Origin of the sequence: Pseudomonas nitroreducens, assembly GCF_024170165.1 — a bacterium.
GTDB classification, from domain to species: domain Bacteria; phylum Pseudomonadota; class Gammaproteobacteria; order Pseudomonadales; family Pseudomonadaceae; genus Pseudomonas; species Pseudomonas nitroreducens_C.
The window spans coordinates 40841-65361 of sequence record NZ_JALJXP010000019.1; the positions used below are offsets into that span (position 1 = coordinate 40841).

22 protein-coding genes are annotated in these 24521 nt (G+C 66.9%); 9 read left to right on the plus strand and 13 right to left on the minus strand.

Annotation, left to right across the window (positions count from 1 at the left end; all coding sequences use genetic code 11):
* Positions 1-27 precede the first annotated feature (27 nt).
* Complete coding sequence (gene lysA / locus J2T47_RS27775; RefSeq protein WP_253453796.1) at positions 28-1272, plus strand: diaminopimelate decarboxylase; 1245 nt, start codon at positions 28-30, stop codon at positions 1270-1272.
* 190 nt (positions 1273-1462) lie between these two features.
* Here lysA and J2T47_RS27780 read toward each other — a convergent pair whose 3' ends face one another.
* Entirely contained in the window at positions 1463-1891 is a 429-nt protein-coding gene (locus J2T47_RS27780) for an Lrp/AsnC family transcriptional regulator (RefSeq protein ID WP_253453798.1), read from the minus strand.
* 239 nt (positions 1892-2130) lie between these two features.
* Between J2T47_RS27780 and J2T47_RS27785 the strand changes: the two genes are divergently transcribed.
* Positions 2131-3813, plus strand: coding sequence for a flavin monoamine oxidase family protein (locus J2T47_RS27785; protein WP_253453800.1), 1683 nt, complete (start codon positions 2131-2133; stop codon positions 3811-3813).
* 102 nt (positions 3814-3915) lie between these two features.
* Positions 3916-4701, plus strand: coding sequence for a carbon-nitrogen hydrolase family protein (locus tag J2T47_RS27790; protein WP_253453802.1), 786 nt, complete (start codon positions 3916-3918; stop codon positions 4699-4701).
* 114 nt (positions 4702-4815) lie between these two features.
* Here J2T47_RS27790 and J2T47_RS27795 read toward each other — a convergent pair whose 3' ends face one another.
* From J2T47_RS27795 to J2T47_RS27840, 10 genes are all read right to left on the minus strand, one after another.
* A complete protein-coding gene (locus J2T47_RS27795) occupies positions 4816-5187 on the minus strand; it encodes a cytochrome c3 family protein (RefSeq protein WP_253453804.1) in 372 nt (123 codons plus the stop codon).
* Complete coding sequence (locus J2T47_RS27800; RefSeq protein WP_253453806.1) at positions 5184-5888, minus strand: ferric reductase-like transmembrane domain-containing protein; 705 nt, start codon at positions 5886-5888, stop codon at positions 5184-5186. The genes J2T47_RS27795 and J2T47_RS27800 overlap by 4 nt, the downstream gene beginning before the upstream one ends.
* Before the next feature lie 309 nt (positions 5889-6197).
* On the minus strand, positions 6198-7148 hold the full coding sequence (locus tag J2T47_RS27805) for a PDR/VanB family oxidoreductase (protein WP_253453808.1): 951 nt from the start codon (positions 7146-7148) through the stop codon (positions 6198-6200).
* A 336-nt stretch (positions 7149-7484) separates the two neighbouring features.
* Entirely contained in the window at positions 7485-8225 is a 741-nt protein-coding gene (locus J2T47_RS27810; RefSeq protein ID WP_253453810.1) for an SDR family NAD(P)-dependent oxidoreductase, read from the minus strand.
* A gap of 10 nt (positions 8226-8235) precedes the next feature.
* The gene (locus tag J2T47_RS27815; RefSeq protein WP_253453813.1) at positions 8236-8733 is read right to left on the minus strand and encodes an aromatic-ring-hydroxylating dioxygenase subunit beta; all 498 of its coding nucleotides are present in this window, start codon (positions 8731-8733) and stop codon (positions 8236-8238) included.
* A complete protein-coding gene (locus tag J2T47_RS27820; protein WP_253453815.1) occupies positions 8730-10013 on the minus strand; it encodes an aromatic ring-hydroxylating oxygenase subunit alpha in 1284 nt (427 codons plus the stop codon). The genes J2T47_RS27815 and J2T47_RS27820 overlap by 4 nt, the downstream gene beginning before the upstream one ends.
* Positions 10014-10023: 10 nt before the next feature.
* Entirely contained in the window at positions 10024-11175 is a 1152-nt protein-coding gene (locus J2T47_RS27825) for an amidase (protein WP_253453817.1), read from the minus strand.
* Complete coding sequence (locus tag J2T47_RS27830; protein WP_437181021.1) at positions 11172-11660, minus strand: nuclear transport factor 2 family protein; 489 nt, start codon at positions 11658-11660, stop codon at positions 11172-11174. Before J2T47_RS27830 ends, J2T47_RS27825 begins: the two co-directional genes overlap by 4 nt.
* 3 nt (positions 11661-11663) lie before the next feature.
* Complete coding sequence (locus J2T47_RS27835; RefSeq protein ID WP_045207771.1) at positions 11664-12035, minus strand: hypothetical protein; 372 nt, start codon at positions 12033-12035, stop codon at positions 11664-11666.
* Between the two features lie 30 nt (positions 12036-12065).
* On the minus strand, positions 12066-13217 hold the full coding sequence (locus J2T47_RS27840; protein WP_253453819.1) for an acyl-CoA dehydrogenase family protein: 1152 nt from the start codon (positions 13215-13217) through the stop codon (positions 12066-12068).
* Positions 13218-13428: 211 nt separating this feature from the next.
* On the opposite strand from J2T47_RS27840, the gene J2T47_RS27845 reads away from it, so the two are divergent.
* Positions 13429-14904: an ATP-binding protein gene (locus tag J2T47_RS27845; RefSeq protein WP_253453821.1), complete on the plus strand. Its 1476-nt coding sequence runs from the start codon at positions 13429-13431 to the stop codon at positions 14902-14904.
* 955 nt (positions 14905-15859) lie between these two features.
* Here the strand turns inward: J2T47_RS27845 and fusA are convergent.
* Entirely contained in the window at positions 15860-17968 is a 2109-nt protein-coding gene (gene fusA, locus J2T47_RS27850; protein ID WP_253453823.1) for an elongation factor G, read from the minus strand.
* A gap of 257 nt (positions 17969-18225) precedes the next feature.
* Here fusA and J2T47_RS27855 point away from each other — a divergent pair, with 257 nt between their 5' ends.
* The 4 genes from J2T47_RS27855 (at position 18226) to J2T47_RS27870 (ending at position 23420) form a co-directional block, all read left to right on the plus strand.
* Positions 18226-18729, plus strand: coding sequence for a sigma-70 family RNA polymerase sigma factor (locus J2T47_RS27855; protein ID WP_253453825.1), 504 nt, complete (start codon positions 18226-18228; stop codon positions 18727-18729).
* Complete coding sequence (locus J2T47_RS27860) at positions 18729-19664, plus strand: FecR domain-containing protein (RefSeq protein WP_253453827.1); 936 nt, start codon at positions 18729-18731, stop codon at positions 19662-19664. The genes J2T47_RS27855 and J2T47_RS27860 overlap by 1 nt, the downstream gene beginning before the upstream one ends.
* A 508-nt stretch (positions 19665-20172) precedes the next feature.
* On the plus strand, positions 20173-22584 hold the full coding sequence (locus J2T47_RS27865) for a TonB-dependent receptor (protein ID WP_253453829.1): 2412 nt from the start codon (positions 20173-20175) through the stop codon (positions 22582-22584).
* Positions 22585-22760: 176 nt separating this feature from the next.
* Positions 22761-23420, plus strand: a complete 660-nt coding sequence (locus J2T47_RS27870) for a DsbA family oxidoreductase (protein ID WP_253453831.1) — start codon at positions 22761-22763, stop codon at positions 23418-23420.
* A gap of 352 nt (positions 23421-23772) precedes the next feature.
* On the opposite strand, the gene J2T47_RS27875 is transcribed toward J2T47_RS27870, so the two are convergent.
* Entirely contained in the window at positions 23773-24108 is a 336-nt protein-coding gene (locus J2T47_RS27875) for a ribonuclease E inhibitor RraB (RefSeq protein WP_024762270.1), read from the minus strand.
* A gap of 206 nt (positions 24109-24314) precedes the next feature.
* On the opposite strand from J2T47_RS27875, the gene ptrC reads away from it, so the two are divergent.
* A complete protein-coding gene (ptrC, locus tag J2T47_RS27880) occupies positions 24315-24521 on the plus strand; it encodes a type III secretion system co-regulatory protein PtrC (protein WP_253453833.1) in 207 nt (68 codons plus the stop codon).

The following is a 24521-nucleotide window of genomic DNA, read 5'->3' on the forward strand; positions in this document are numbered from 1 at the left end:
AGCGCCATCTATCTTCGGAGCCCATTCATGACTTTCCTCGCCCTGCCCCGTGCCGAACAGCTCGCCCTGCAATTCGGCACCCCGCTGTGGATCTACGACGCCGCCACCATCCGCGGCCAGATCGAGCGCCTGAAGAGCTTCGACATCATCCGCTTCGCCCAGAAGGCCTGCTCCAACCTGCACATCCTGCGCCTGATGCGCGAACAGGGGGTGAAGGTCGACGCGGTGTCCCAGGGCGAACTGCTGCGTGCCCTGGCCGCCGGCTACTCGTGCCGCGAGGATGAATCCGAGATCGTCTTCACCGCCGACCTGCTGGACCGCGCTACCCTGGAAACCGTGGTCGAGCACGGCATCCCGGTGAACGCCGGCTCCATCGACATGCTCCGCCAGCTGGGCGAAGTCGCCCCCGGTCACCCGGTGTGGCTGCGCATCAACCCCGGCTTTGGCCACGGCCACAGCAACAAGACCAACACCGGCGGCGAGCACTCCAAGCACGGCATCTGGCACAGCGACCTGCGTGCCGCCCTGGACGTGATCGGCGAGCGCGGCCTGCGTCTGGTCGGCCTGCACATGCACATCGGCTCGGGCGTCGACTACGGCCACCTGGCCCAGGTCGGCGAAGCCATGCTCGGTCTGGTGCAACAGGTGAAGGACGCCGGCCACGACCTGTCCGGCATCTCCGCCGGCGGCGGCCTGTCCATCCCCTACCGCGCTGGGGACCCGGAAGTGGACACCGCGCATTACTTCCAGCTGTGGGACAAGGCGCGCAAGGCCGCCGAGGCCGTGGTCGGCCACAAGCTGCACCTGGAGATCGAACCGGGCCGCTACCTGGTCGCCCAGTCCGGCTGCCTGCTCAGCGAAGTGCGCGCCACCAAGGACGCCGGCCGCAACCACTTCGTGCTGGTGGACGCCGGCTTCAACGAGCTGATGCGCCCGTCCATGTACGGCAGCTACCACGGCATCCGCGTGCTGGCCGGCGACGTCGCCAGTCGCGAGGTGATCGACACCGTGGTGGCCGGCCCGCTGTGCGAGTCCGGTGACGTGTTCACCCAGGGCGACGGCGGCGTGGTCATCCCCCGCGCCCTGCCGCGCGCCCAGGTCGGCGACCTGCTGCTGATCGAAGACACCGGCGCCTATGGCGCGTCCATGTCGTCGAACTACAACAGCCGCCCGCTGATCGCCGAAGTGCTGCTCGAAGGCGCCGAAGCCAAGCTGATCCGCCGTCGCCAGCGCGTGGAAGAGCTGCTGGCCCTGGAAGAAGACCTGGGCTGATTCCAGCCGGTCGCCCGCTCTCGCGGGCGGCATCGGCGCTGGGCGGTTCGCGAGCAAGCTCGCTCCTACAGTTCCGCCCCGGCTCCGGAGTGCTCTGCGTAGGAGCGAGCTTGCTCGCGAACCCTCGCAAACGCCGGCCCTGCCCGCGACAGGCGGGCAAAGCCCGCCCTCTACCGGGAACGCACACCCCTCACCTATCGATGCGCGTCGACAGAATGATCGACGACATCGTCCGCTCCACCCCGTCCAGCGCGCCGATGCGGTCCAGCACCGCGTCCAGGTCGCGGATCGACAGCGCCTCGACTATCACGATCATGTCGAAGTTGCCGCTCACCGAATGCAGCGTCTTCACCTCGGCAATCTTCTCCAGTGCCTGCACCACCGGGTGCGACAGCTTGGGCAACGCCGTCACCAGCACGTGGGCGCGCACCAGCGACTGCGCATAGCTGTCCGATACCTTGATCGAGTAGCCGCTGATGACCCCCTGCTGCTCCAGCCTTTCGATGCGGCTCTGCACCGTGGAGCGCGACACCCCGAGCTTGCGCGCCAGCTCGGAGATCGACTCGCGGGCATTGGCGCGCAGCAGGTTCAACAAGGCCGCGTCGGCATTTTTCGTCATATTGCTCATCGTATTGATCAATCTGCCTGAAAGCTCTCGCCAATCTTGCAGATTGTCAGGTTCATTTCAACGACGGCCTTTGCAATAGTGGACGTCACGGCGAGCCCAATCAGCTCGCCATTTCTTTGCCCGCGCGCCATCCATCGACTGGCTTCTGCGGGCTGCGCAAAGCCTTGCCAAGCTGGTGACACAAGCCAGCACGCAGAACAACTGGCACGTCGAACAAGAAGGAAGCCCCCATGCACAAGAACCGCCACCCCCACACTCCCGGCAAGAAACCGGTGACCATCTTCGGCCCGGACTTCCCCTTCGCCTTCGACGACTGGATCGAGCACCCCGCCGGCCTGGGCAGCATCCCTGCCGAGCAGCACGGCCAGGAAGTGGCCATCGTCGGCGCGGGCATTTCCGGCCTGGTGGCGGCCTACGAGCTGATGAAGATGGGCCTCAAGCCGGTGGTCTACGAGGCCTCGAAGATGGGCGGCCGGCTACGTTCGGAGACCTTCGAAGGCGCCGACGGCATCATCGCCGAGCTGGGCGGCATGCGCTTCCCAGTCTCCAGCACCGCCTTCTACCACTACGTCGACAAGCTCGGCCTGGAAACCAAACCCTTCCCCAACCCGCTGACCCCGGCCTCGGGCAGCACCGTGGTCGACCTGGAAGGCACCAGCCACTACGCCGAGAAGATGGCCGACCTGCCGGAAATCTTCCGTGAAGTCGCCCAGGCCTGGGCCGAGGCGCTGGAAGACGGCGCGCGCTTCTCCGAGGTCCAGGACGCGCTGCGCGAGCGCGACACGGTCAAGCTGAAAGCTCTGTGGGGCGAGCTGGTGCCCAAATGGGACGACCGCACCTTCTACGACTTCGTCGCCACCTCCAAGGCCTTCTCGCGCCTGTCCTACCGCCACCGGGAAATCTTCGGCCAGGTCGGTTTCGGCACCGGCGGCTGGGACTCGGACTTCCCCAACTCCATGCTGGAAATCTTTCGCGTGGTGATGACCAACTGCGACGATCACCAGCATCTGGTGGTCGGTGGCGTCGAGCAGGTGCCGCGCGGCATCTGGAGCCATGTGCCGGAAAACTGCGCGCACTGGCCGGCCGGTACATCCCTGGCCAGCCTGCACAACGGCGCGCCGCGTCCGGGCGTGAAGAAGATCGCCCGCGCCGCCGACGGCACTTTCGCCGTCACCGACTACTGGGGTGACACCCGCCACTACGCGGCCGTCCTGGCGACCTGCCAGACCTGGCTGCTGACCACCCAGATCGAGTGCGAGGAAGCGCTGTTCTCGCAGAAGATGTGGATGGCCCTGGACCGCACCCGCTACATGCAGTCGTCGAAGACCTTCGTGATGGTCGACCGGCCGTTCTGGAAGGACAAGGACCCGCAGACCGGCCGCGACGTGATGAGCATGACCCTCACCGACCGCCTCACCCGTGGCACCTACCTGTTCGACAACGGCGACGACAAGCCGGGGGTGATCTGCCTGTCCTACTCCTGGATGAGCGACGCCATGAAGATGCTCCCGCACCCGGTGGAGAAGCGCGTGCAGCTTGCGCTGGATGCATTGAAGAAGGTCTACCCGAAGGTCGACATCGCCGGCCACATCATCGGCAACCCGATCACCGTGTCCTGGGAGGCCGACCCGCACTTCCTCGGTGCCTTCAAGGGCGCGCTGCCGGGCCACTACCGCTACAACCAGCGCATGTACGCGCACTTCATGCAGGACGACATGCCCGCCGAGCAGCGCGGCATCTTCATCGCCGGCGACGACGTGTCCTGGACCCCGGCCTGGGTGGAAGGCGCGGTACAGACCTCGCTCAACGCCGTGTGGGGCATCATGAAGCACTTCGGCGGCGCCACCCATCCGGACAACCCCGGCCCCGGCGACCGCTTCGCCGAACTGGGCCCGATGGAGCTGCCGGACTGATCCGCAGCATTCCCCGCCATTGACTGAACAGCGGCTCGCGCAAGGCCGGGATCGGGTGCAAACTGCCTGATCCCGGCCTTGCACGTTTCCAAGGAGAAGCCCATGTACCTCGCCCTCTACCAGTGCCCACCCGGCCCCGACGACGTCGCCGGCAACCTGCGCCGTCTGGAGCAGGCCGCGCAGCAGGCGGTGCAGAACGGTGCGGACCTGCTGGTGCTGCCGGAGATGTACCTGTCCGGCTACAACATCGGCGCCCAGCGCGTCGCCGAACTGGCGGAAAGCTGTGACGGCCCGTCCGCCCTGCGCATCGCCGGGATCGCCCGCGAGCACAAGCTCGGCATCCTCTACGGCTACCCCGAGCGTGACGGCGACGCCATCTTCAACAGCGTGCAACTGATCGACCGCCAGGGCGAACGCCGCGCCAACTACCGCAAGACCCACCTCTACGGCGACCTCGACCGCAGCCAGTTCAGCGCCTCCGACGAGGCGCCGGCGATCTTCGAGCTGGACGGCTGGAAGGTCGGCCTGCTGATCTGTTTCGACGTCGAGTTCCCCGAGAACGTGCGCAGCCTGGCGATGGCCGGCGCCGACCTGGTGCTGGTGCCGACCGCCAACATGCGCCCCTACGAGTTCGTCGCCCAGGTCCTGGTGCCGACCCGCGCCTTCGAGAACCAGGTATTCCTCGCCTACGCCAACTACGTCGGCAGTGAAGGTGAGATCGAGTACTGCGGCCTGAGCAGCATCGTCGCCCCGGATGGCCAGGTGCTGACCAAGGCCAAACACAGCGAAGAGCTTCTGGTAGCCGAGCTGGACCCGCAACGTATAGCCCTGGCACGCGAGGGCTACAGCTATGTGCACCTGCGGCGGCCGGTTCTTTATCGCAGCTGAAAAAAAGCCCGGCTGAATGCCGGGCTTTCTTTTGCGCAAGAACCATCGTAGGGCGCATAACCCGGAACGGGTTATCCGCCGCGATGGCGGATAACGCCTCGGGCGTTATGCGCCCTACGGGTTGGATTTTCCGGTTGTATCGCGATGGCACGCCAGGCAGCTGCGTACCGGCCCGCTGGCATGGAACGCCTGCAGGCGCTGCAGGTGGCAGCTCTGGCAGAGCTGGTGGAAATCCGCCTCGATGCGCACGGCCAGCTCCGGGCTCTGCTTGTGGCAGAGAATGCAGGTACGGTTGCCGGAGACCGAGGGCGACTGGTCCTTGTAGTCATGGTGACAGGTGATGCAGTTCACCGAGGCGTGCGGCTCGTGGGGGAACGCCAGCGGCATCAGCGGCCGGCTGCGTTGCCAGTCCCCGTGGGCGAACCACGCGCCAGCCGACAGCGCCATCACGGCGGCGACCGACAGTCCGATCCCGACGCGCTTCACAGCGGCATCTCCAGATTCGCCAGCAGGCTGTAGAGCGCCGACAGGCCAATGATCACCCCGCTGGCCGCCAGCGCGAACCAGGTAGCCCGCCGCGCCGTGTTGCGCTTGCGCCCACTGACGCCATTGGCCGGTTTGGGCAGGCGTGGCCAGATGGCCACCACCAGCATCAGCGCCACCAGCAGCGCCCCCTTCCACAGGCCGCCGCTGTAGTAGCCCGCGCCGAGCACGTGCACGGCCATCAGCAACAGGGCGACCAGGCTGCCGCCGTAATGCCAGCGGCGGAACGAGGCAGCACTGCTGCTCCAGCGCGGACGAACGCGGCTCAAGCTGGAAACCGCCAGCACCAGCATCAGGATTGCCGATGCCAGCCCGGCCAGCATGTAGCCGGGCGCGGACGGCAGCAGGTCCTCGATCAGCAGCGGCTCGTCAACCAGCAGCACAGCGATGTGCACCAGCAGCAACGTAACGGCGGCAAAACCCAGGTCGCGGTGCAGGCGCAGGAAGAACTTGCCCTCGTAGAGCGGGCGCGGTTGCGGACGGCCGCCGATGACGAACAACAGCCCCAACAGACAGGCGCCGAGCAGCCCGGCGGCATTGGCGAAATCCCAGGCATAGCCGAGCCCCGGCATGGCGCCGAGGCCGAGCAGGACGGCGACCGGCAGCAGGCAACCGAGCGCCAGGCGCGCGATCAGCGCAGGCATGGGGACTCCGAACGAGGGGCTATTGCCGGAGGCTAGCAAGTGCCGGCGGCGCGCGAGTGTCGCTGTCTGCCAGACGAATTGCCAGCTGTGCCATACACGAACCGACGCCGACATCTTCCGGGATCGCACTGCCTCCCTGTAGGAGCGCCCCATGGGCGCGATCGCGGGCATGGCCCGCTCCTACACTGGGCTCCGTAGCCCCCAGGAAACGCCACGTAGGATGGCGTGGAGCGCAGCGATACCCATCATTCCGCGCACCAGCAACATGGGTATCGCTGCGCTCCACCCATCCTACAAGAGTGGTTCGGATTACAGGTCCAGCACCAACCGCGCCGATTTCGCCCGCGAAACACAGGCGCAGATCTGCTTGTTGGCGGCCTTTTCCTTGTTCGACAGGCAGTTGTCGCGGTGTTCCGGCTCGCCTTCCAGCACTTCGACGATGCAGGTGCCGCAGATGCCTTCGCGGCACTCGGTATCGATGTCGCAGCCGTGGGCCTGGAGCACATCCACCAGCGTCGAATCCGCCGGTACGTGGAGCACCACGCCGGAGCTGGCCAGCTCCACTTCGAAGGAACCGGCCGGCGCCGCGTTGGCGGCCGGATCGGCCTGGAAGTGTTCCAGGTGGATGGCATCTTCCGGGCGGCTGCGCGCGGCGATCTCGACCACCTTGTTCATGAATGGCGCCGGGCCGCAGGTGTAGACGTGGGCCTGCTGCGGCGCGCGCTCCAGGCACTCGCCCAGCACGCGGTCGAGGTCGGCGGGTTCGACGCCGTAGTGCAGCTCCACCTTGCCGGCGAAGGCCTCGCTGGCCAGCAGTTCGACGAAGGCCGCGTGCTCGGCGGAGCGGGCGAAGTAATGCAGGCGATACGCCTCGCCCTTGGCGTTCAGCCGGTAGGCCATGCTCAGCAGCGGCGTGACGCCGATGCCCGCGGCGAACAGCACGTGCTCGCGGGCTTCCGGCGCCAGGCGGAACAGGTTGCGCGGCGCGCCGATGTCCAGCTCCATGCCTTCGCGCACTTCGTGCAGCGCGCTGGAGCCGCCACGGGAGGCGCCTTCCTTCTTGATCGCCACCAGGTAGGCCGCGCGGTCGTCCGGCGGGCTGCACAGCGAATACTGGCGCGTCACCCCGGTGGGACCGGTGACGTCGACGTGGGCGCCCGGCTCGTAGGCGTCGAACGGCTGGCCATCACAACGTACGAGGCGCAAGGAACGGATGTCCTGTGCTTCCTCGACGATCCTTTCGATTCTGACCTTCATCATGGCGTTACCTGCAAGGCGTTGAGTGCGGGCTCTGTGGCCCCTTTCCGGCCTCTTTTTCACGAGCGGACGGGTTGTCGATGTTGCTCCGGAGAGAGATTTCCTCTCTCCGATTGATTGGTTTCGGAGCAAGGGCACTGCCCTCACCCCAGCCCTCTCCCGGAGGGAGAGGGAGCAGAATGTGCCGGCTGACGATGCGGCTTCATCCTGCTCCGGACGGTCCCCTCTCCCTTCGGGAGAGGGTTAGGGTGAGGGGGCTTGAAGCCCATCACCCAAGCCAGAACCGAGCGCAGGGCGGATAACGCGCAGCGTTATCCGCCGATCACGCAGCCCGAAGCCTCAGCGCATGAACAACCCGCCATTGATATCCCAGCAGGCGCCCGTCACCGATCCGGCGTTCTCCGCGCAGAGCAGCAGCACGCTGTCGGCGATGAAGGTCGGGTCGCCCAGGCGGCCTGTGGGGATGGTCTTGAGGATCATCTCCAGGCGCTCGGGCGCCACGCTTTCGTAGACCACCGGCAAGTCCAGCGGCCCCGGCGAGATGGCGTTGACGGTCACGCCCTGCCCCGAGAGTTCGCGGGCGAACACCTTGGTCAGGGTCGCCACGCCGCCCTTGGCCGCGGCGTAGTGGCCGCCGGTGGCGGTGCCACCGTTCTGCCCGGCCAGCGAGGCGATATTGACGATGCGGCCGTAACCGCGCGCCGCGAAGTGCGTGCCGAACACCTGGCAGGCGACGAAGGTGCCGCGCAGGTTCACCGCCATGGAGGCGTCGAAGTCCTCCGGACTGATGTCCATCAGCGCGGCTACCTTCGACATCCCGGCGTTGTTCACCAGGATGTCGGTGCCGCCCCAGCGCTCGGCGAGCCGGTCACGGGCGCGCTCGAAATCGGCCTTCTCCCGCGCGTCCAGTTTCAACCCGACAGCCGTGCGGCCCTCGGGATCGAGCTCGTCGGCCAGGCGTTGCACCGCTTCTTCGTTCAGATCGGCCAGCGCTACGCGCAGGCCAGAGGCGTGCAGGCGACGCGCGATGACTTCACCCAGACCGCGTGCGGCGCCGGTTACCAGAGCTACTCGTTGCATGGCGCGGCCCTCAGAGCAGGAAGCCGAGCGCGTTGAGCGCGTCTTCGGCGTTGATCAGGCGTATCACCTTGCGCTCCAGTCGCGGCTGGCCGTCCTTGAGGCGAATGCGGTGGTTCAGGTCGGCAATGAACGGAGTCGCCACGCCGCGCTTGTAGGCGTAGAGCACCTGCGCCGAGTTCACTTCGACGAGATCGCCTGCCGCTTCCACCAGGGTGAAGCGCGAGACACTGCGCACGGTCTTCGCCGCGTCCACCGCCGACGGCGAATGGCCGCCGGTGAGGCGTTCGATACGCAGGGCACGCATGCGCGCGTCGTCGAAGACGTAGTTCAGGCGCGAGGCGAAGTCATCGTCCTCGCCGTCGATCGGCACCACGTAGACGCCGTCCTCGCTCCACAGCTGCGACCACTGCGCGTAGTCCTTGCGGTCGAGCAGCTCGGCTTCGCGCCAGACGAATTCGATGGCCTGGGCCAACGGGCCGGAGAAGCCGTTCAGGGTGTCGTTGCTCATTGGCTCATCATCCTTTTCCACATCTGGTACGCCTCGCGCATGCCGCCTTCGTCGGTGGCGTGGGAAACCTTGTCGCCGTTCTGCGCGACCACTTCGCGGTTCAGGCCACGGTTGACCAGGATCGGCGCGTCGACGCCGGCATAGGAGCCACGCTGCACGCGGTCCCAGGCCTCGGCGTCATCCGGGCTGCCGAAGCCGAACGGGCCCTGGAAGTGCTCGTGGATGCGCATGCGCTCGCGGTTGGCGATTTCCGGGCCGCCGTCCATGCCCAGCGCGACGTGGCGAATCTCGGTCTCGGTGACGGAGATCGGCCGCAGCACGCGGAAGAACGACATCGACATCGCCACGTTGGGGAACAGGTTGAGGTTGAAGCCGGCGCCATGCAGCGAACGGACGATGCGGCGCACCTGTTCCGGCGGCATGGTTTTCGACAGTTCCTCGGTGACGTGGGCGAAGCGCTCCTGGAGCTGCTCGGTGCCGTCGTCGTGGTCCAGATCGACGTGCTCGGGGACCATCACCATCACGCTGTGGCCGTTGCCCAGGGCGTGGGTGACCGCCTGCTCGTCGCTCATGAACGAGAGCATCTCTTCGGTCTCTTCATCCACCGAGGACATGAACGACTTGTGCACGATGGGGAAGTGGTAGCCGTCGGTGGTGTTTTCCAGCTGGATCTTCCAGTTGCCGCGGAAGGTGAACTTGTGTTCGCCCTGGGTCTTGATCGGGTAGCCGGCGCCCTGCTTCATGAACAGGTCCATCCAGTGCTTCGCCCCGCCGAGGAAGTCTTCCAGCGGCTCGATGTCGTCGTTGTAGGTGGCGAACACCATGCCGGCGTAGCTTTCCACGCGCAGGCTGGTCAGCGGCAGCTCGGACTTGTCGAGAATGTCCTCGTAGCCGTCCGGGTACGGCAGCGCACGCAGCTTGCCGTCCAGCGCGTAGGACCAGCTGTGGTACGGGCAGGTGAAGCCGGTGGCGTTGCCCTTGTGCTTCTCACACACGGTGGCGCCACGGTGGCGGCAGCGGTTTTCCAGGACGTTGATGTTGCCCTTCTTGTCGCGCACCACGATCACCGGGCGGCGACCGACGCTGGTGGTCTTGAAGTCGCCGGCGTTGCGCACTTCGCTTTCGTGGGCGACCCACACCCAGGTGCGGTAGAAGATCTTGTCCATCTCCGCTTCGAACAGTTGCGGGTCGTTGTACAGCGAAACATCGACGCGGTCGTCGCCGACCAGCTCTTCGACGCTGCGCGACCGGGCGATCAGCCGGTATTCGTGAGCGCTCATGCCCCTCTCCTCATGCCGATTTCTTATGTTTTTGCGCAGGCCGCGTGGCAGCCAGGCTGTGTTCGAGTTGCGCGCCGAAGGCACACACACGTTCGTCGTCGCCCTTGCGGCCGACGATCTGCAGGCCGACTTTCAGCCCGCCGCAATCCAGGTCCACGGGCACGGTCAGCGCCGGGTGTCCGCTCAGGTTGAAAGGCCGTACCAGCGGCGTCATGCCGGCCACGGACTTGCCGTTGCGCGCATCGCTGAGCAGCGGCGGCAGGTCGGGCATGGTCGGCAGCAGCAGGACTTCGAAGTCCTCCAGGGCGGCGTCGATGGCGCGGGTGAAGCCGTCGCGCACCTTCTCCGCCTCGGCGCGCTCGGCGTCGGTGGTGCGGCTGGCCAGCAGCAGGCGCTGCTCGACGTCGGCGCCGATCAGGCCCTTGCCGGTCAGCGCCGCATAGGCAGCCCAGTTCTCGTGGTTGATCACCACCAGCCCGGCCTGGAAGGCCGCCTCGAACTCGCCGAGGAACAGGTGGCTGCGGCGCCAGCCGGCACGGTCGGCGGCAGCGCCCAGGCAGGCCTGGATGTGTGGCGCCGACGGTACTTCGAGGAAGGCCACGCGGGCGCCCTCGCCCGGCAGCTGCACTTCGCCGAAACCAGGGCAGATGACCTGCATGGCGGCGATCAGGTCGGCCATGCTGGCGGCGAACGGGCCGACGCAATCCAGGCTGCTCTGCGCCGGGTGCACGCCGTCGCGGCTGACCCGGCCGAAGGTCGGCTTCAGCCCGGCGATACCGCAGCAGGCCGCCGGCACGCGGACCGAGCCGCCGGTGTCGGTGCCCAGGGCGATGTCCGCCAGCCCTGCTGCCACAGCCGATGCGGAGCCGCTGGACGAGCCGCCCGGCACACGGTCCGGCGCCATCGGGTTGATCGGCGTGCCGGTCCAGTCATTGATGCCGGTGACGCCGAAGGCCAGTTCGTGAAGGTTGGTCTTGCCGACGATCTGCCAGCCGGCATCGAGCACGGCGTCGACCACGAAGGCGTTGCGCTCGGCCGGCGCGGCGTCGGCCAGTGCGCGGGTGCCGCACCGGGTCGGGTAGCCGGCGATGTCGATGCTGTCCTTGACCGCGACGCGCTTGCCGCCGCTGCCCAGGAGGAACTCACTGACGAAGGTGCTCATGGACGGCCCTCCAGCATGCGTTGCGAAAGTCGCTGGGTGCGGAAGTGGCTGATCTGCCAGCGACCGTCGATCTCGCGAAAGTCGATGTCCAGGCGCGTGCCGAACAGCTCGGTGTGGCCCTCGGCGTAGGTCGAAAGCTGCTGCATGATCCATTGCCCACGTGCGGTGCGGCCGTCGACGCGGATCGACTCGCTGGTGAGGAAGTGCAGGTTCAGCGTGAAGTGCGGCGACGGCGGCAGGTAGCCGAAGACGAACGCCGCAATGGCTTCACGGCCCTGGTGATGGCCGAAGGTCTGCGCCGTGGAAGAGCCGATGCCCTCCCACACCGCGTCCTCGCTGAACAACTCGGCCAGCTCGCTCATCGCCACCGGCGCGTGCGGTACGTCGCAGAGGTCCATGTAGCGGGCCATCAGCCGGCGCACCTGGCTTTCCCCTTCGAGGGTCTCAAGGCGGCGGTTCAGCTCGGCCATGCTCAGGCTGCTCATGGCTCAGGTCCGCGCGGCTTCGGGAATGGTCAGCGGGCGACCGATGCGCGCCTCGACCTTGGCGTACTTCCACAGGCTGTATTCGCCCACCGGGGTGGTGCGGAACAGGTTGCAGGCGTCGATCACGGTCTGGTGGCAGTCCACGTCGGCCATGATGTAGACGGTCCAGGGCGAGGTGGTGGACGGGCCGACCATCAGGCGGTCGTCATCCAGCACGCCGAGCACGTTCATGCCGGGCAGCGCGCCGAGGTCGCCCATCATCTGCGAGAAGCCCTTCCACACGGTGATACCTTCACCGGTGGGCAGGTCGAAGAACGGCTGGGCGATGCCGATGCAGAACAGTACGCGCAAGGGTTCGGTGGTGGGACGGGTCATGGCTCGGTCCTTAATTTTTATGAGTCGAAATCAGATGTAGCCGGGGAACGGCGGCACATCGAGCAGCACCGCGCCGGCGCCGTCGTACATGCCATCGCTCAAGAAGGCGTGCTGGGTGACCACCATGGCGTCGCGCAGGTAGCGCTGCAGCGGGTGGTGCATGTAGATCGCCGTGGTGCCGGCCAGGGTGTAGGCACGGCGCACCACGTCGGCGCCGGCGCGGGACACGTGCACGGCGGACAGGCGCAGCTGGCTGACCTGCTCCGGGCTGACCGCATCGCCGGCGAGAATGGATTCCCAGACCGCCTCGGTGGCGTCATAGAAGAAGCCGCGGGCGGCCTGCAGCTCGGCTTCGGCCTTGCCGATCTCGATGCGCACGTAGGCGCGGTCGCCCAGCTTGGGCGCGCCGGTCACGCCGCTGGACGAGGCCATCCGGGTGATCTCGTCCAGCGCCGCGCGAGCCAGGCCGAGGTTCACCACGGCGAGTACCTGGGCGGCATAGGCGATGGTCGGGTAGCGGAACAGCGGCTCGTCGATGTTCGATTGGCCGCCACGGATGAAGGTCCAGTCGTCGGCGACGAAGGCGTTGTCCAGCTTCAGGTCGTGGCTGCCGGTGCCCTTGAGGCCGACCACGTTCCAGTTCTCGACGATCTCCACATCCTTGGCCCGCAGCACCGCGGTACGCGGCTTGCCGCCCGGGCCACCGATACCGATACCGACACCGAGCACGTCGGCGCCCTTGCAGCCGCTGGCGAATTTCCAGGTGCCGCTGACGCGCCAGCCGCCTTCCACCTGGGTGGCGGGCTGGATCGGGAACAGGCCGCCGGCGAACACCAGGTCCGGGCCGTCGGCGTAGAGTTCGGCGAGGGTATGGCGCGGCAGCGCGGTGAGGTAGGTGCTGGCGCTGCCGAAGCTGGCAACCCAGCCGGCGGAGCCGTCGGCTTCGGCGATGCGCTCGACCAGACGCAGGAACTGCGCCGGTGGCAGCGCGTCACCACCGAAGCACTTGGGCGTGGCGGCGCGGTAGATGCCCACGTCGCGGAAGCGTTCGACCATGTCACGCGGCACATGGGAGCGGGTGTCGAACTCCTCGCGGCGCTGGCGGACTTCCTCCAGTACGCGCTGGAATTCGAGGGCACGGCCGTCCGCATCGAGCGGTTTGGCAGCAGCGGCACGCAGCATGGCGTCATCTCCGGTTGTTCTTGTAGGGCCGGCCCGTTCGATGCGGGTCGGTCGTCGTGGGGCCAGTGTATGAACCGCCCTGCCCGCCCAACCATTGGGGCGTGCAGCCCCACGCCTAAGGAAATCCCCTAGTCGGCGCCGGGTTACTCCGCAGTCCCATCGCGCTACGCTGCGCGGTATAAAGACGCCACTGCTTACCGAGACAGAACCGATGTTCCAGCCCAGGCCCGACGACTTCCTCGCCCTGCTCCAGGCCATGCCGCTGTGCGTGATCCTCCACGACGTGCAGACCAAGGAAATCCTCTGGGCGAACAACGCCGCCCTGGCCGTGCTCGGCTTCACCCTCGCCGAGCTTGTTCCGCTGAAAGCCCCGGACATGACCGCCAAGGCCCCGCAGTACCGCCGCTCGGTCGGCCTGCGCTGGCTGGAGGGCGCCGCGCGCACCGGCCAGCGCACCATCGAGTGGTGCTACCGCTCCAAGCAGGGCGTGGAGATCCTTTCCGAAGCCGTCGCCACCCGCGTGCACCTGCAGGAGCGCGACGTGCTGATGGTGCAGTTCCGCGATATCTCCAAGGAGAAGCAGGTCGAGCGCGACCTGCAGCGCTTCGAGAGCCGCCTGAAGGCCTTCATGCAGGACCTTGCCGAAGGCGTGGCCGTGCTGGATGCCGACGGCAACCTGCGTTTCCTGAGCGAATCCGCCCTGCCCCTGCTCGGCGGCAGCCAGGACGACTGGCTGGCACACAACTTCCTCGGCCGCTGCGACAGCGCCACGCGCCCGCGCCTGGAGCACCACCTCGCCATGCAGCCGCCGAGCCGCGAGCCCTACTCGGTCAGCTACCAGCTGCAGCGCCTGGACGGCGAGTGGCGCTGGCACCATGCGACCTGCCGCTACATCGAGATCGAGGACGACCTGGTCGGCCACCTGCTGCTGTTCCGCGACGTCACCGAGCAGGTCCGCGCGGCCCAGGCGCAGCGCCAGAGCGACCAGAAGCTGGAGTACCTGGCGCGCTACAACGCCATGGGCGAGATGGCCCTGGCGATCGCCCACGAACTCAGCCAGCCGCTGGCAGCCACGCGCAACTTCATCGAGGGCGCGCTGATCCGCCTGGACCGCGAACAGAAGGCCGAAGCCTCCGCCGCCTGGGGCCTGGACAGCGCGGTGCGGCAGATCGAGCACGCCTCGCTGATCATCAAGAGCGTGCGCGAGTACGTGGTGAAGCTGGAGCAGGCCGAACAGCGCATCGACCTCAACGAACTGCTCGGCGAAACGCTCTACTTCATCAGCCTCAAGGCCCAGCCGAGCAACGTCCGCGTGGAGCTGGAGCGCTGCGCCGAACCGCTCTGGGTGAGCTGCGAGAAGGTGCTGGTCGGCCAGGTGATCCTCAACCTGGCCTTCAATGCCATCGAGGAGATGCTCAACCTCCCCGAGGAGCGTCGCCTACTGCGTATTCGCACCTCCCGCGAAGGGAGCAATGCACGGCTGTCAGTCCTCGACCAGGGCCCCGGAATCGATGCCGGGGCGAAGGAGCGGTTGTTCGATGGCTTCTTCACCTCGAAGGTGAGCGGCAATGGCATTGGTCTTGCGCTGTGCCAGAGCATCGTCTCGCGGCATCGCGGGGACATCTGGGCGGAGAACGTCGAGCCGTGCGGGGCGATGTTCTGTTTCGAGTTGCCGTTGGCGGAGTGATGCACGCCTCGGCGTCTCCCTGTAGGAGCGGGCCATGTCCGCGATCCGACGGCAGGGCCGGCGCCTTCCTCCGCTCCGATGTTGTTCCTGTATTGCTGCGTTAGCTTGGGTATTTCTGCGTCGCTTCGGCGTGCGCGCGGGCTTCGTGTTTCGCCCCCTCGGGCGAGTCCCTTTTGGCAAACGCCCCAAAAGGAACCAAAAAGTCTTGCCCCGGACATCCGGTTTTTCGCTTAGGCGAAAAATTCCCTCATTGAATTGAAGTTTCAGGGGCACGCCGCGAAGGGCCATCCCTGGCCCATCGCGGCTCTCGCGACATCCATGTCGCTCAACCCCTGAAACTCCAATTCAACGAGGCCTCCTGAACGGGGCAGGCCGGAGTGCGCTGGTATTTCTCTGGAAGCCTTCAGAGCCAGAGCCAGGGATTGGCAGATTGGGCTTTTCGTAGGAGCGAGCTTGCTCGCGAACAGCTTTTGGCTCCTGCACTTTCTTTTAATGTCTTCCAGAGAACTATCCACACGCGCCGAAGTGCCCCTTTCAGGAGGCCGAAGGTGATCGGAGTTTCAGGGACCGAGCGACATGGATGTCGCGAGAGCGTTGCCGGGCCAGGGATGGCCCGTCAACGCGGGCCCCTGAAACTCCGAAGAACCAAGGGTACTTTTCGCGAAGCGAAAAGCCGGATGGCAGGGGCAAGCCCTTTGGTTACTTTCTGGCGTTTGAGAAAGTAACTCGCCCGAGGGGGCGAAACACGAAGCCCGCGCGCACGTCAAAGCGGCGCTGGAACACCCAGGCCGAAGCAGCAAATCTGCAGCGCCGGAGCAAAGGGTAGACGCCGGCCCTGCCGACGGTCGCGGGCATGGCCCGCTCCTACAGGGAGTACCGGGCTCAGCCGGCCGCTGTGCAACAACTGCAAAAAAGAAACGGCGCCCGAAGGCGCCGTCGTCCGCTCAGGCAACCCTCACCCCTGGGACTTCTTGATGATCGCCTCGGCAATGTTCGCCGGCGCCTCGGCGTACTTGGTGAACTCCATCGAATAGCTCGCCCGCCCCTGGGACATCGAACGCACGTCCGTGGCGTAGCCGAACATCTCGCCCAGCGGCACCTCGGCGCGAATCACCTTGCCCGCCGGCGTGTCTTCCATGCCCTGGATCAGCCCGCGCCGGCGGTTCAGGTCGCCCATCACGTCGCCCATGTAATCCTCCGGCGTCACCACCTCGACCTTCATCACCGGCTCCAGCAGCACCGCGCCGCCCTTCTGCGAGAGCTGCTTGGTAGCCATGGAGGCGGCGATCTTGAACGCCATCTCGCTGGAGTCGACGTCGTGGTAGGAACCGTCGAACACCGAGGCCTTCAGGCCGATCAGCGGGTAACCGGCAAGCACGCCGTTCTGCATCTGTTCCTCGATGCCTTTCTGGATGGCCGGGATGAACTCGCGCGGGATCACCCCGCCGACCACCTCGTTGACGAACTCCAGCCCGTCCTTGCCCTCGTCGCCCGGCTCGAAGCGAATCCAGCAGTGGCCGAACTGGCCGCGGCCGCCGGACTGGCGGACGAACTTGCCTTCGATCTCGCACTTCCTGCGGATCGCCTCGCGGTAGGCCACCTGCGGCTTGCCGATGTTGGCCTCGACGTTGAACTCGCGGCGCATACGGTCGACGATGATGTCCAGGTGCAACTCGCCCATACCGGAGATGATGGTCTGCCCGGTCTCCTCGTCGGTCTTGACGCGGAACGAGGGGTCTTCCTGGGCCAGCTTGGACAGGGCGATGCCCATCTTCTCCTGGTCGGCCTTGGTCTTGGGCTCCACGGCTACGGAGATCACCGGATCGGGGAAGTCCATGCGTTCGAGGATGATCGGCTTGTCGATGGAACACAGGGTGTCGCCGGTGGTGACGTCCTTCATGCCGATCAGCGCGGCGATGTCGCCGGCACGCACTTCCTTGATTTCCTCGCGCTGGTTGGCGTGCATCTGCACCATCCGGCCGACGCGTTCCTTCCTGATCTTCACCGAGTTGAGCACAGCGTCGCCGCTGCTCAGCACGCCGGAATAGACGCGGGCGAAGGTCAGCGTGCCGACGAAGGGGTCGGTGGCGATCTTGAACGCCAGCGCGGAGAACGGCTCGCTGTCGTCGGCGTGGCGCTCCAGGTGCTTCTCTTCGTCGTCCGGGTCGGTGCCGTTGATCGCGGGGATTTCCGTGGGCGCCGGCAGGTAGTCGATGACCGCGTCGAGCACCAGCGGCACGCCCTTGTTCTTGAACGAGGAACCCAGCACCGCCGGGACGATCTGGTTGGCCAGGGTGCGCTGGCGCAGGCCGGCCTTGATTTCCTCGATGGTCAGCTCCTGGCCTTCGAGGTACTTGTTCATCAGGTCGTCGTTGGCTTCGGCCGCGGCCTCGACCATGTGCGCCCGCCACTCGTCCGCCAGCGCCTGCAGCTCGGCCGGGATCGGTTCCTCGGTGTAGCTGGTGCCCTGGTCGGCGTCGTTCCAGACGATGGCCTTCATCTTCACCAGGTCGATCTGCCCGGAGAAGGTTTCCTCCGAGCCGATGGCCAGCTGGATCGGTACCGGGGTATGCCCCAGGCGCTGCTTGATCTGCGCCACCACGCGGAGGAAGTCGGCGCCCTGACGGTCCATCTTGTTGACGTAGGCCAGGCGCGGCACGTGGTACTTGTTGGCCTGGCGCCAGACCGTCTCGGACTGCGGTTCGACACCATCGGCGCCGCTGAACACCACCACCGCGCCGTCGAGCACGCGCAGGGAGCGCTCCACCTCGATGGTGAAGTCCACGTGGCCGGGGGTGTCGATGATGTTGAAGCGGTACTTGTTGGGGTACTGCTTGGACGAGCCCTGCCAGAACGCCGTGGTCGCCGCCGAGGTGATGGTGATGCCGCGCTCCTGCTCCTGCACCATCCAGTCCATGGTCGCCGCGCCGTCGTGCACCTCGCCCATCTTGTGATTCACACCGGTGTAGAAAAGGATGCGCTCGGTGGTCGTGGTCTTGCCGGCGTCGACGTGGGCGACGATACCGATATTGCGGTAAAGCTCGATGGGCGTGGTGCGAGCCATGGTGTGCTCCGTATCTGCTGGGTGACTGCCGGGCCTGCTGCTGCGGGTCCGTTGCCTGCGCGGGACGGCGGGAGAAGTGCGGCGTCAGAAATTTCTGTACGCAACAGGCTCAAGGTAGCGCGTCTTCGTGGCAATTCCAGTGTCGCAGGGTCGCGGGCGAAGTCGTCCGACCGGCTGCGCCGCCCTGGCATTGCGCTGCGCCGCGGGAAAACCATAAAATGATAGGCATTCTCAAATGAAAATCTGACGCACGCACCGTGGCCCTCGTCGAAACCCCATCCCCGCAGCATCTGCACACCCTCTACAACGAGCACAACGGCTGGCTCCAGCAGTGGCTGCGCGGCAGGCTGGGCAATGCCTGGGATGCCGCCGACCTCGCCCATGACACCTTCCTGCGACTGCTGCGGCGGCCGCTGGAGGACCTCGGCGAACGTCCGCGCGCGCTCCTCACCCACATCGCCAAGGGCCTGCTGGTGGACCGCTGGCGGCGCCAGGAGATCGAGCGTGCCTACCTGGAAAGTGTCGCCGCGCTGCCCGAAGAGCTGGCCCCCGGCCCGGAAACCCGCGAGCTGATCCTCGAAGCGCTGGAGCGCATCGACGCTGCCCTGAGCGAGCTGCCGGCGCTGACCCGCGAAGCCTTCCTGCTGTCGCAGCTGGACGGCCTCACCTACCCGGTGATCGCCGAGCGCCTGGGCATTTCCCTGGCCAGCGTGAAGCGCTACATGCGCGCCGGTTTCATCGCCTGCCTGAGCGTCGCCTGATGCGCGAACAACCGCTGGACCCCGGCATCCTCGGCGAAGCCGCCGACTGGCTGGTGCGCCTCAACGAACATCCCGTCAGTAGCGCCGACCTGCAGGCCATCGAGCAATGGCGTGCGCGCAGCGCCCAGCACGCCGAAGCCTGGCGCCGCGCCGAGGCCCTGCTGGGCCTGCGCCAGCTGCCGCCGGGCCTCGGCCGGCAGAGTCTGCAGCGCAGCGGCCTGAGCCGCCGGCAGATGCTCAACCGACTGGGCGTGCTGATGGCCGTGGCGCCGGCCGCCTGGCTGGCCGCGCGGCAGTTGCCCTGGGCGGAGTGGAACGCCGACCTGCGCACCGCCGTGGGCGAGCGCAAGCACCTGCGCCTGCCCGATGGCAGCCAGCTCACCCTGAATACCGACAGTGCGGTGAACGTGGCCTTCAACGCCCGCGAACGGCGCCTGAGCCTGCTCGAAGGGGAAATCCTCGTCGACGCCCTGCCCGACCCGCGCCCCTTCCTCGTCGACAGCCGCCACGGCCTGCTGCGCACCGAGGCCGCACGCTTCAGCCTGCGCGACATGGGCAATGCGTGCCGCGTCGCGGTGCTCGACAGAGAGGTGAATGTCGAACTGCCGGGCCATGCGAGCCAGACGGTCGGCGCCGGCCAGCAACTGGTGTTCGGCGCGCAGGGCTTCCAGTCGCTGCAGACGGCGGACGCCAACGCCAGCGCCTGGGAGAACGGCATGCTGCTGGCCCAGGGCATGCGCCTGGACGACCTGCTGGGTGAACTGGGCCGCTACCGCAGCGGCTTCCTGCGCTGCGACCCGCGCCTGGCTAACCTGCGCGTGACCGGCGCGATCCCGCTGGGCGACAGCGATGCCGGCCTTGCGCTGCTGGCGGACATGCTGCCGGTGAAGCTGCGGCGGATGACGCGCTACTGGGTCACAGTGGAGCCGGCGTGACCGACCACCACCGTAGGGCGCATAACCTGGAACAGGTTATCCGCCGGCACGCATATGGCGGATAACGCTGGCGCGTTATGCGCCCTACGAACGGACGGTTTTTCCAGCCGGAGCTCCGTACCTGGAATCTTCCCCCTCTCCCCCCGCCCTGGCTACGCGCCCCGCTCCGAAGGGAGAGGGGGCTCCATCGGCGCGCATGGCATGCACTTCGCTCGCCGGCAATCACGGAAGATTGCAAGGCACGGATATCCCCTCTCCCTTCAGGGAGAGGGTTAGGGAGAGGGCCGCCCCGCGCCGAGATGTCCAACCTGCAGGAGCGAGCTTGCTCGCGAACCGCCCAACGCCGACGCCGACGCCGCCGCCAAGTCCGTTCGCGAGCAAGGGCTAGGCGCCCCCCTCGGTCCTACAAAAAGCATTGCCTGAAAATTTTTTCGCCCACCCCTGACACCTTTTCCAATCTCGCCCGGTGAAGAGGAAGACAACCTCCATTTGCCGACAGGAACACTCCATGCTCCTCCGCTCCCGCCTTCGCCCGCACTCCCTCGCCCTGGCCGTCGGCCTGGCCCTGACCGGCGGCGTCGTGCTGCCCGGTCTGGCCGCCGAAGCCGCCAGCCAGCAGCGCCAGTACGACATCGCCCCCGGCCCGCTGGGCGAGGTGCTGGCGCGCTTCGCTGCCCAGGCCGGCGTGCCGCTGGCGTTCGAGGCGCAGGCGCTGAACAGCCGGCACAGTGCCGGTCTCAAAGGCAGCTTCGCCCCCGAGCAGGGCCTGGAACAGTTGCTCGAAGGCAGCGGCTATCGCCTGGTACGCAAGAGCAGCGGCTATGGCGTGGAAGCCGCCCCCGATGACAGCGGCGCCCTGGAGATGGACTCCACCACCGTCAGCGGCGCCGCGCAGCAGCCCGGCGACCTGCCGCCTGCCTACGCCGGCGGCCAGGTCGCCCGCGGCGCGCAACTGGGCATGATGGGCAACCAGGATATCCAGGACGTGCCCTTCAGTTTCGCCAGCTACACCGCCAAGACCATCCAGGACACCCAGGCGCAGACCGTCGGCGACGTGCTGCTCAACGATGCCTCGGTGCGCCAGGGCAACGGCTACGGCAACTTCTCGCAGATCTTCGTCATCCGCGGCCTGCCGCTGAGCACCGACGACGTCTCGCTCAATGGCCTGTACGGCGTCACCCCGCGGCAGATCATCGGCACCGAGTCGCTGGAGCGCGTCGAGCTGTTCAAGGGCCCCAACGCCTTCATCAACGGCGTGACGCCCAGCGGCAGCGGCATCGGCGGCGCGGTCAACCTGCAGACCAAGCGGGCCGAGGACACCCCCACCCGTAGCGTGACCCTGGGCTACGGCAGCGACAACCAGATCGGCGAACACCTCGACCTCGGCCAGCGCTTCGGCGAGGACAACCGCTTCGGCGCGCGGGTCAACCTGGCCCAGCGCGAAGGCGAGACCGGCGTCGACGACGAGAACCAGCGCTACAAGCTGGCCACCGTCAACCTCGACTACCGTGGCGAGCGCCTGCGCCTGAACACCGACTTCGGCTACCAGAAGCAGCGCATCAACCAGGGCCGCCCGGTGGTCTACGTCGGCAGCGGCGTCACCAGCATCCCCCATGCCCCGGACGCCGACCACAACTACGGCCAGTCCTGGAGCTACTCGCAGCTCGAAGACAGCTTCGGCATGTTCCGCGCCGAGTACGACCTCAACGACAGCTGGACGGCCTACCTTTCCGGCGGCGCCAAGCACACCCGCGAGAACGGCGCCTATTCGGCGCTGACCCTCAACGACAACAGCGGCGACGCGGGCGGCGGCACCATGGATGCCACCCACGACGAGGACAACAAGAGCGCCATGGCCGGCCTCAACGGCCACTTCGCCACCGGCCCGGTCAGCCACCAGATGAACTTCAGCGTCGCCGGCATCTGGGCCGAGCAGCGCAGCGCCTACACCATGGCCACCAAGCGCTACCCGACCGACCTCTACAACCCGGTGCAGACGCCCAAGCCCGCACCGACCCTGGCCGGCGGCGACTACAGCGATCCGGGCATCGTCGGCAAGACGCGGAACAGGAGCGTGGCCGCCGCCGATACCCTGGGCTTCCTCGATGACCGCGTGCTGCTGACCGTCGGCGTGCGCCGCCAGAGCATCGGCACCGACGGCTGGAACTACGTCGGCAAGCGCACCGCCAGCTACGACGAATCCATCACCACGCCGGTCTATGGCCTGGTGGTGAAGCCCACCGAGTACCTGTCGCTCTACGCCAACCGCATCGAAGGCCTGGCCGCCGGCCCGACCGCGCCCAGCAGCGCTTCGAACTTCGGCGAAGTCTTCGCGCCGAACCGCTCCAAGCAGGTGGAAGTCGGCGCCAAGCTGGACTTCGGCAGCTACGGCGGCAACCTGGCCTTCTACCGCATCGAGCAGCCCTTCAGCACCACCGACCCGGACTCGAAGATCTTCAGCGTCGACGGTGAGCAGGAAAACCGCGGCATCGAGCTGAACCTCTTCGGCGAACCGGTCGACGGCCTGCGCCTGCTGGCCGGCGGCACCTGGATCGACACCGAGCTGAAGAATACCGCTGGCGGCAAGACCGACGGCAACCGCGCCGTGGGCGTGCCGACCTTCCAGTACAACCTGGGCGCCGACTGGGACGTCCCCGGCATCCAGGGCGCCGCCCTCAACGGCCGCGTGCTGCGCACCGGCGGCCAGTACCTGGACGCCGCCAACGACCTGAGCATCCCGGCCTGGACCCGCTTCGACCTCGGTGCCCGCTACGCCTTCAAGGTGGACGAGCGCGACGTGACCCTGCGCGCCAACCTGGAAAACGTCGCCAACAAGGCCTACTGGGCCTCCACCATCGGCGGCTACCTGACCCAGGGCGACCCGCGCACCCTGAAGCTGTCGATGACCGTGGACTTCTGATTTCCCCATCGCGACAAGGACGTCGCACCCCATTCCAGCCCCGGCCGCCGGCGTCTCGGGCATGCCGAGCCGGCGCCCGGCGAACCTGCAGAAACACTCCCGGCCGTCTCGCCACTGGATCACAATGCCCTTCCGGGTCCATGCTGGAAGCTCGCCCATTTGCCGGAGTTCGCCCCATGAGCGACGCCATCACCATCGATTTCGTCTCCGACGTGGTCTGCCCCTGGTGCGCCATCGGCCTCAACGGCCTGCTGGAAGCCATGCGCCGGGTGGACGGCGAACTGACCGTGGAACTGCGCATCAAGCCCTTCGAGCTGAATGCCGACATGCCCGCCGAAGGGGAAGACCTGGTGGAGCACCTGCAGCGCAAGTACGGCAGCAGCGCCGAGGACATCGCCCGCAATCAGGAGCATCTGCGCTCCATGGGCGAGGAAGTCGGCGTGCACTTCGACCTGAAGAAGCGCAGCCGCATCTACAACACCTTCGACGCCCACCGCCTGCTGCACTGGGCGGGGGAATCCCACCGCGACATTGCGCTGAAGCAGGCGCTGCTGCAGGCCTACTTCGGCGAAGGCCGCGACCCGAGCGACCCGGAAGTGCTGCTGGAAGTGGCCGTCAGCGTTGGTCTGGACGCCGTGCGCGCCCGGGAAGTCCTCGACAGCGACGCCTACGCCGACGAGGTGGTGACCGAAGAGGATTTCTACACCAGCCATGGCATCCGCGCGGTACCGGCGGTGATCCTCAACGGTCGCCAGCTGATCTCCGGGGCACAGAGCACCGACTACTACGAGCAGGCGCTGCGCCAGGTGGCGCGACAGGCGCCGTTGCCGGAGTGAGCCGTCCACCGCCGTGAAATGGCCCGCTTCGCGCGGGCCTTTTCATTTGGCACGGTCGTTTCCTGCGAACGCGGTGCTCCCCTGTAGGAGCGCGCCATGCGCGCGATCGCGGGCATGGCCCGATCCTACAATTCGACTCCGTGGCATCCGCTGGTGTGGGGGCGGACATTATCCGCGAAAGATTGCAGGACCGTAGGGCGCATAACCTGGAACAGGTTATCCGCCGGCACCCACATGGCGGATAACGCTGGCGCGTTATGCGCCCTACGGGGTTATCCCTGCCCGTCCCAGTGCGCTTACGGCAATCAAAAACGGCGCCCGAAGGCGCCGTTTCTCGTGCAGCGTCAGCCGATCAGAGCGCCGACCAGCCGTCCATCTGACCGCCCAGGTCAGCGGAGTGCTCGGACAGCAGCGCCGCGTAGCCGCTGATGTGCTCGTGGGAGAGCTCCATCACCGGGTAGGCCAGGACCTGCCAGGGCAGCTTGTCGTTGCCGTCGTACTCGGAGTACGCCACCTTCTGCCCGTTCTGCAGCAGCATGATGGCGAAGTCCAGGGCGGACTGCTCGTCCGGGAAGATCACCGCGAACTCCACCTCATGCTCGAGGGAGAGGTCTTCGCCGTCTTCCTGCAGGGCCCACAGGGCATCGCCGATTTCGTCTTCCGGGAAAAGCTGCTTGTCGCGGCTCATGTCACTGCTCCAGTTCGATTTACAAAGTGCCCGGTGTGGGCACGCCCGCGCAGGATACTCGTCCTGCATGACAGATGCCGGAAAATCTCGCCGGCACCATCGCCTTTGGTGATGTTCACCATCACGGTGTTTCACTTCCGAGCTGGCCCGCACAGCGCGAGGATGCCTCCATCGGCCCTGCGCCCTCCCACATCGAGCCTGCGACCATGTCCAGCACCCTGCAAAGCCTAGACGAGGCCTACCGCATCACCTACATCACCCTGGACGAGGTGCAACTGCACTTCGAGACCGAAATCGCCATCCCCGACGAGGACGGTGGCCTCGCCCTGCTCCGTGCCGCCACGCCGCCGTCGGAGCGCCGGGCGCTGCGCGAACTGATCTGCGAGCAGGCCCCGGCGGTTCTTTCAGCGTAG

What these genes read in the sequence shown, in the direction of transcription:
- lysA (WP_253453796.1), top strand. Translation starts at nt 28, where the DNA reads ATGACTTTCCTCGCCCTGCCCCGTGCCGAACAGCTCGCCCTGCAATTC.
- J2T47_RS27780 (WP_253453798.1), bottom strand. Translation starts at nt 1,891, where the DNA reads ATGACGAAAAATGCCGACGCGGCCTTGTTGAACCTGCTGCGCGCCAAT.
- J2T47_RS27785 (WP_253453800.1), top strand. Translation starts at nt 2,131, where the DNA reads ATGCACAAGAACCGCCACCCCCACACTCCCGGCAAGAAACCGGTGACC.
- J2T47_RS27790 (WP_253453802.1), top strand. Translation starts at nt 3,916, where the DNA reads ATGTACCTCGCCCTCTACCAGTGCCCACCCGGCCCCGACGACGTCGCC.
- J2T47_RS27800 (WP_253453806.1), bottom strand. Translation starts at nt 5,888, where the DNA reads ATGCCTGCGCTGATCGCGCGCCTGGCGCTCGGTTGCCTGCTGCCGGTC.
- J2T47_RS27805 (WP_253453808.1), bottom strand. Translation starts at nt 7,148, where the DNA reads ATGATGAAGGTCAGAATCGAAAGGATCGTCGAGGAAGCACAGGACATC.
- J2T47_RS27810 (WP_253453810.1), bottom strand. Translation starts at nt 8,225, where the DNA reads ATGCAACGAGTAGCTCTGGTAACCGGCGCCGCACGCGGTCTGGGTGAA.
- J2T47_RS27815 (WP_253453813.1), bottom strand. Translation starts at nt 8,733, where the DNA reads ATGAGCAACGACACCCTGAACGGCTTCTCCGGCCCGTTGGCCCAGGCC.
- J2T47_RS27820 (WP_253453815.1), bottom strand. Translation starts at nt 10,013, where the DNA reads ATGAGCGCTCACGAATACCGGCTGATCGCCCGGTCGCGCAGCGTCGAA.
- J2T47_RS27825 (WP_253453817.1), bottom strand. Translation starts at nt 11,175, where the DNA reads ATGAGCACCTTCGTCAGTGAGTTCCTCCTGGGCAGCGGCGGCAAGCGC.
- J2T47_RS27830 (WP_437181021.1), bottom strand. Translation starts at nt 11,660, where the DNA reads ATGAGCAGCCTGAGCATGGCCGAGCTGAACCGCCGCCTTGAGACCCTC.
- J2T47_RS27835 (WP_045207771.1), bottom strand. Translation starts at nt 12,035, where the DNA reads ATGACCCGTCCCACCACCGAACCCTTGCGCGTACTGTTCTGCATCGGC.
- J2T47_RS27840 (WP_253453819.1), bottom strand. Translation starts at nt 13,217, where the DNA reads ATGCTGCGTGCCGCTGCTGCCAAACCGCTCGATGCGGACGGCCGTGCC.
- J2T47_RS27845 (WP_253453821.1), top strand. Translation starts at nt 13,429, where the DNA reads ATGTTCCAGCCCAGGCCCGACGACTTCCTCGCCCTGCTCCAGGCCATG.
- fusA (WP_253453823.1), bottom strand. Translation starts at nt 17,968, where the DNA reads ATGGCTCGCACCACGCCCATCGAGCTTTACCGCAATATCGGTATCGTC.
- J2T47_RS27860 (WP_253453827.1), top strand. Translation starts at nt 18,729, where the DNA reads ATGCGCGAACAACCGCTGGACCCCGGCATCCTCGGCGAAGCCGCCGAC.
- J2T47_RS27865 (WP_253453829.1), top strand. Translation starts at nt 20,173, where the DNA reads ATGCTCCTCCGCTCCCGCCTTCGCCCGCACTCCCTCGCCCTGGCCGTC.
- J2T47_RS27870 (WP_253453831.1), top strand. Translation starts at nt 22,761, where the DNA reads ATGAGCGACGCCATCACCATCGATTTCGTCTCCGACGTGGTCTGCCCC.
- J2T47_RS27875 (WP_024762270.1), bottom strand. Translation starts at nt 24,108, where the DNA reads ATGAGCCGCGACAAGCAGCTTTTCCCGGAAGACGAAATCGGCGATGCC.
- ptrC (WP_253453833.1), top strand. Translation starts at nt 24,315, where the DNA reads ATGTCCAGCACCCTGCAAAGCCTAGACGAGGCCTACCGCATCACCTAC.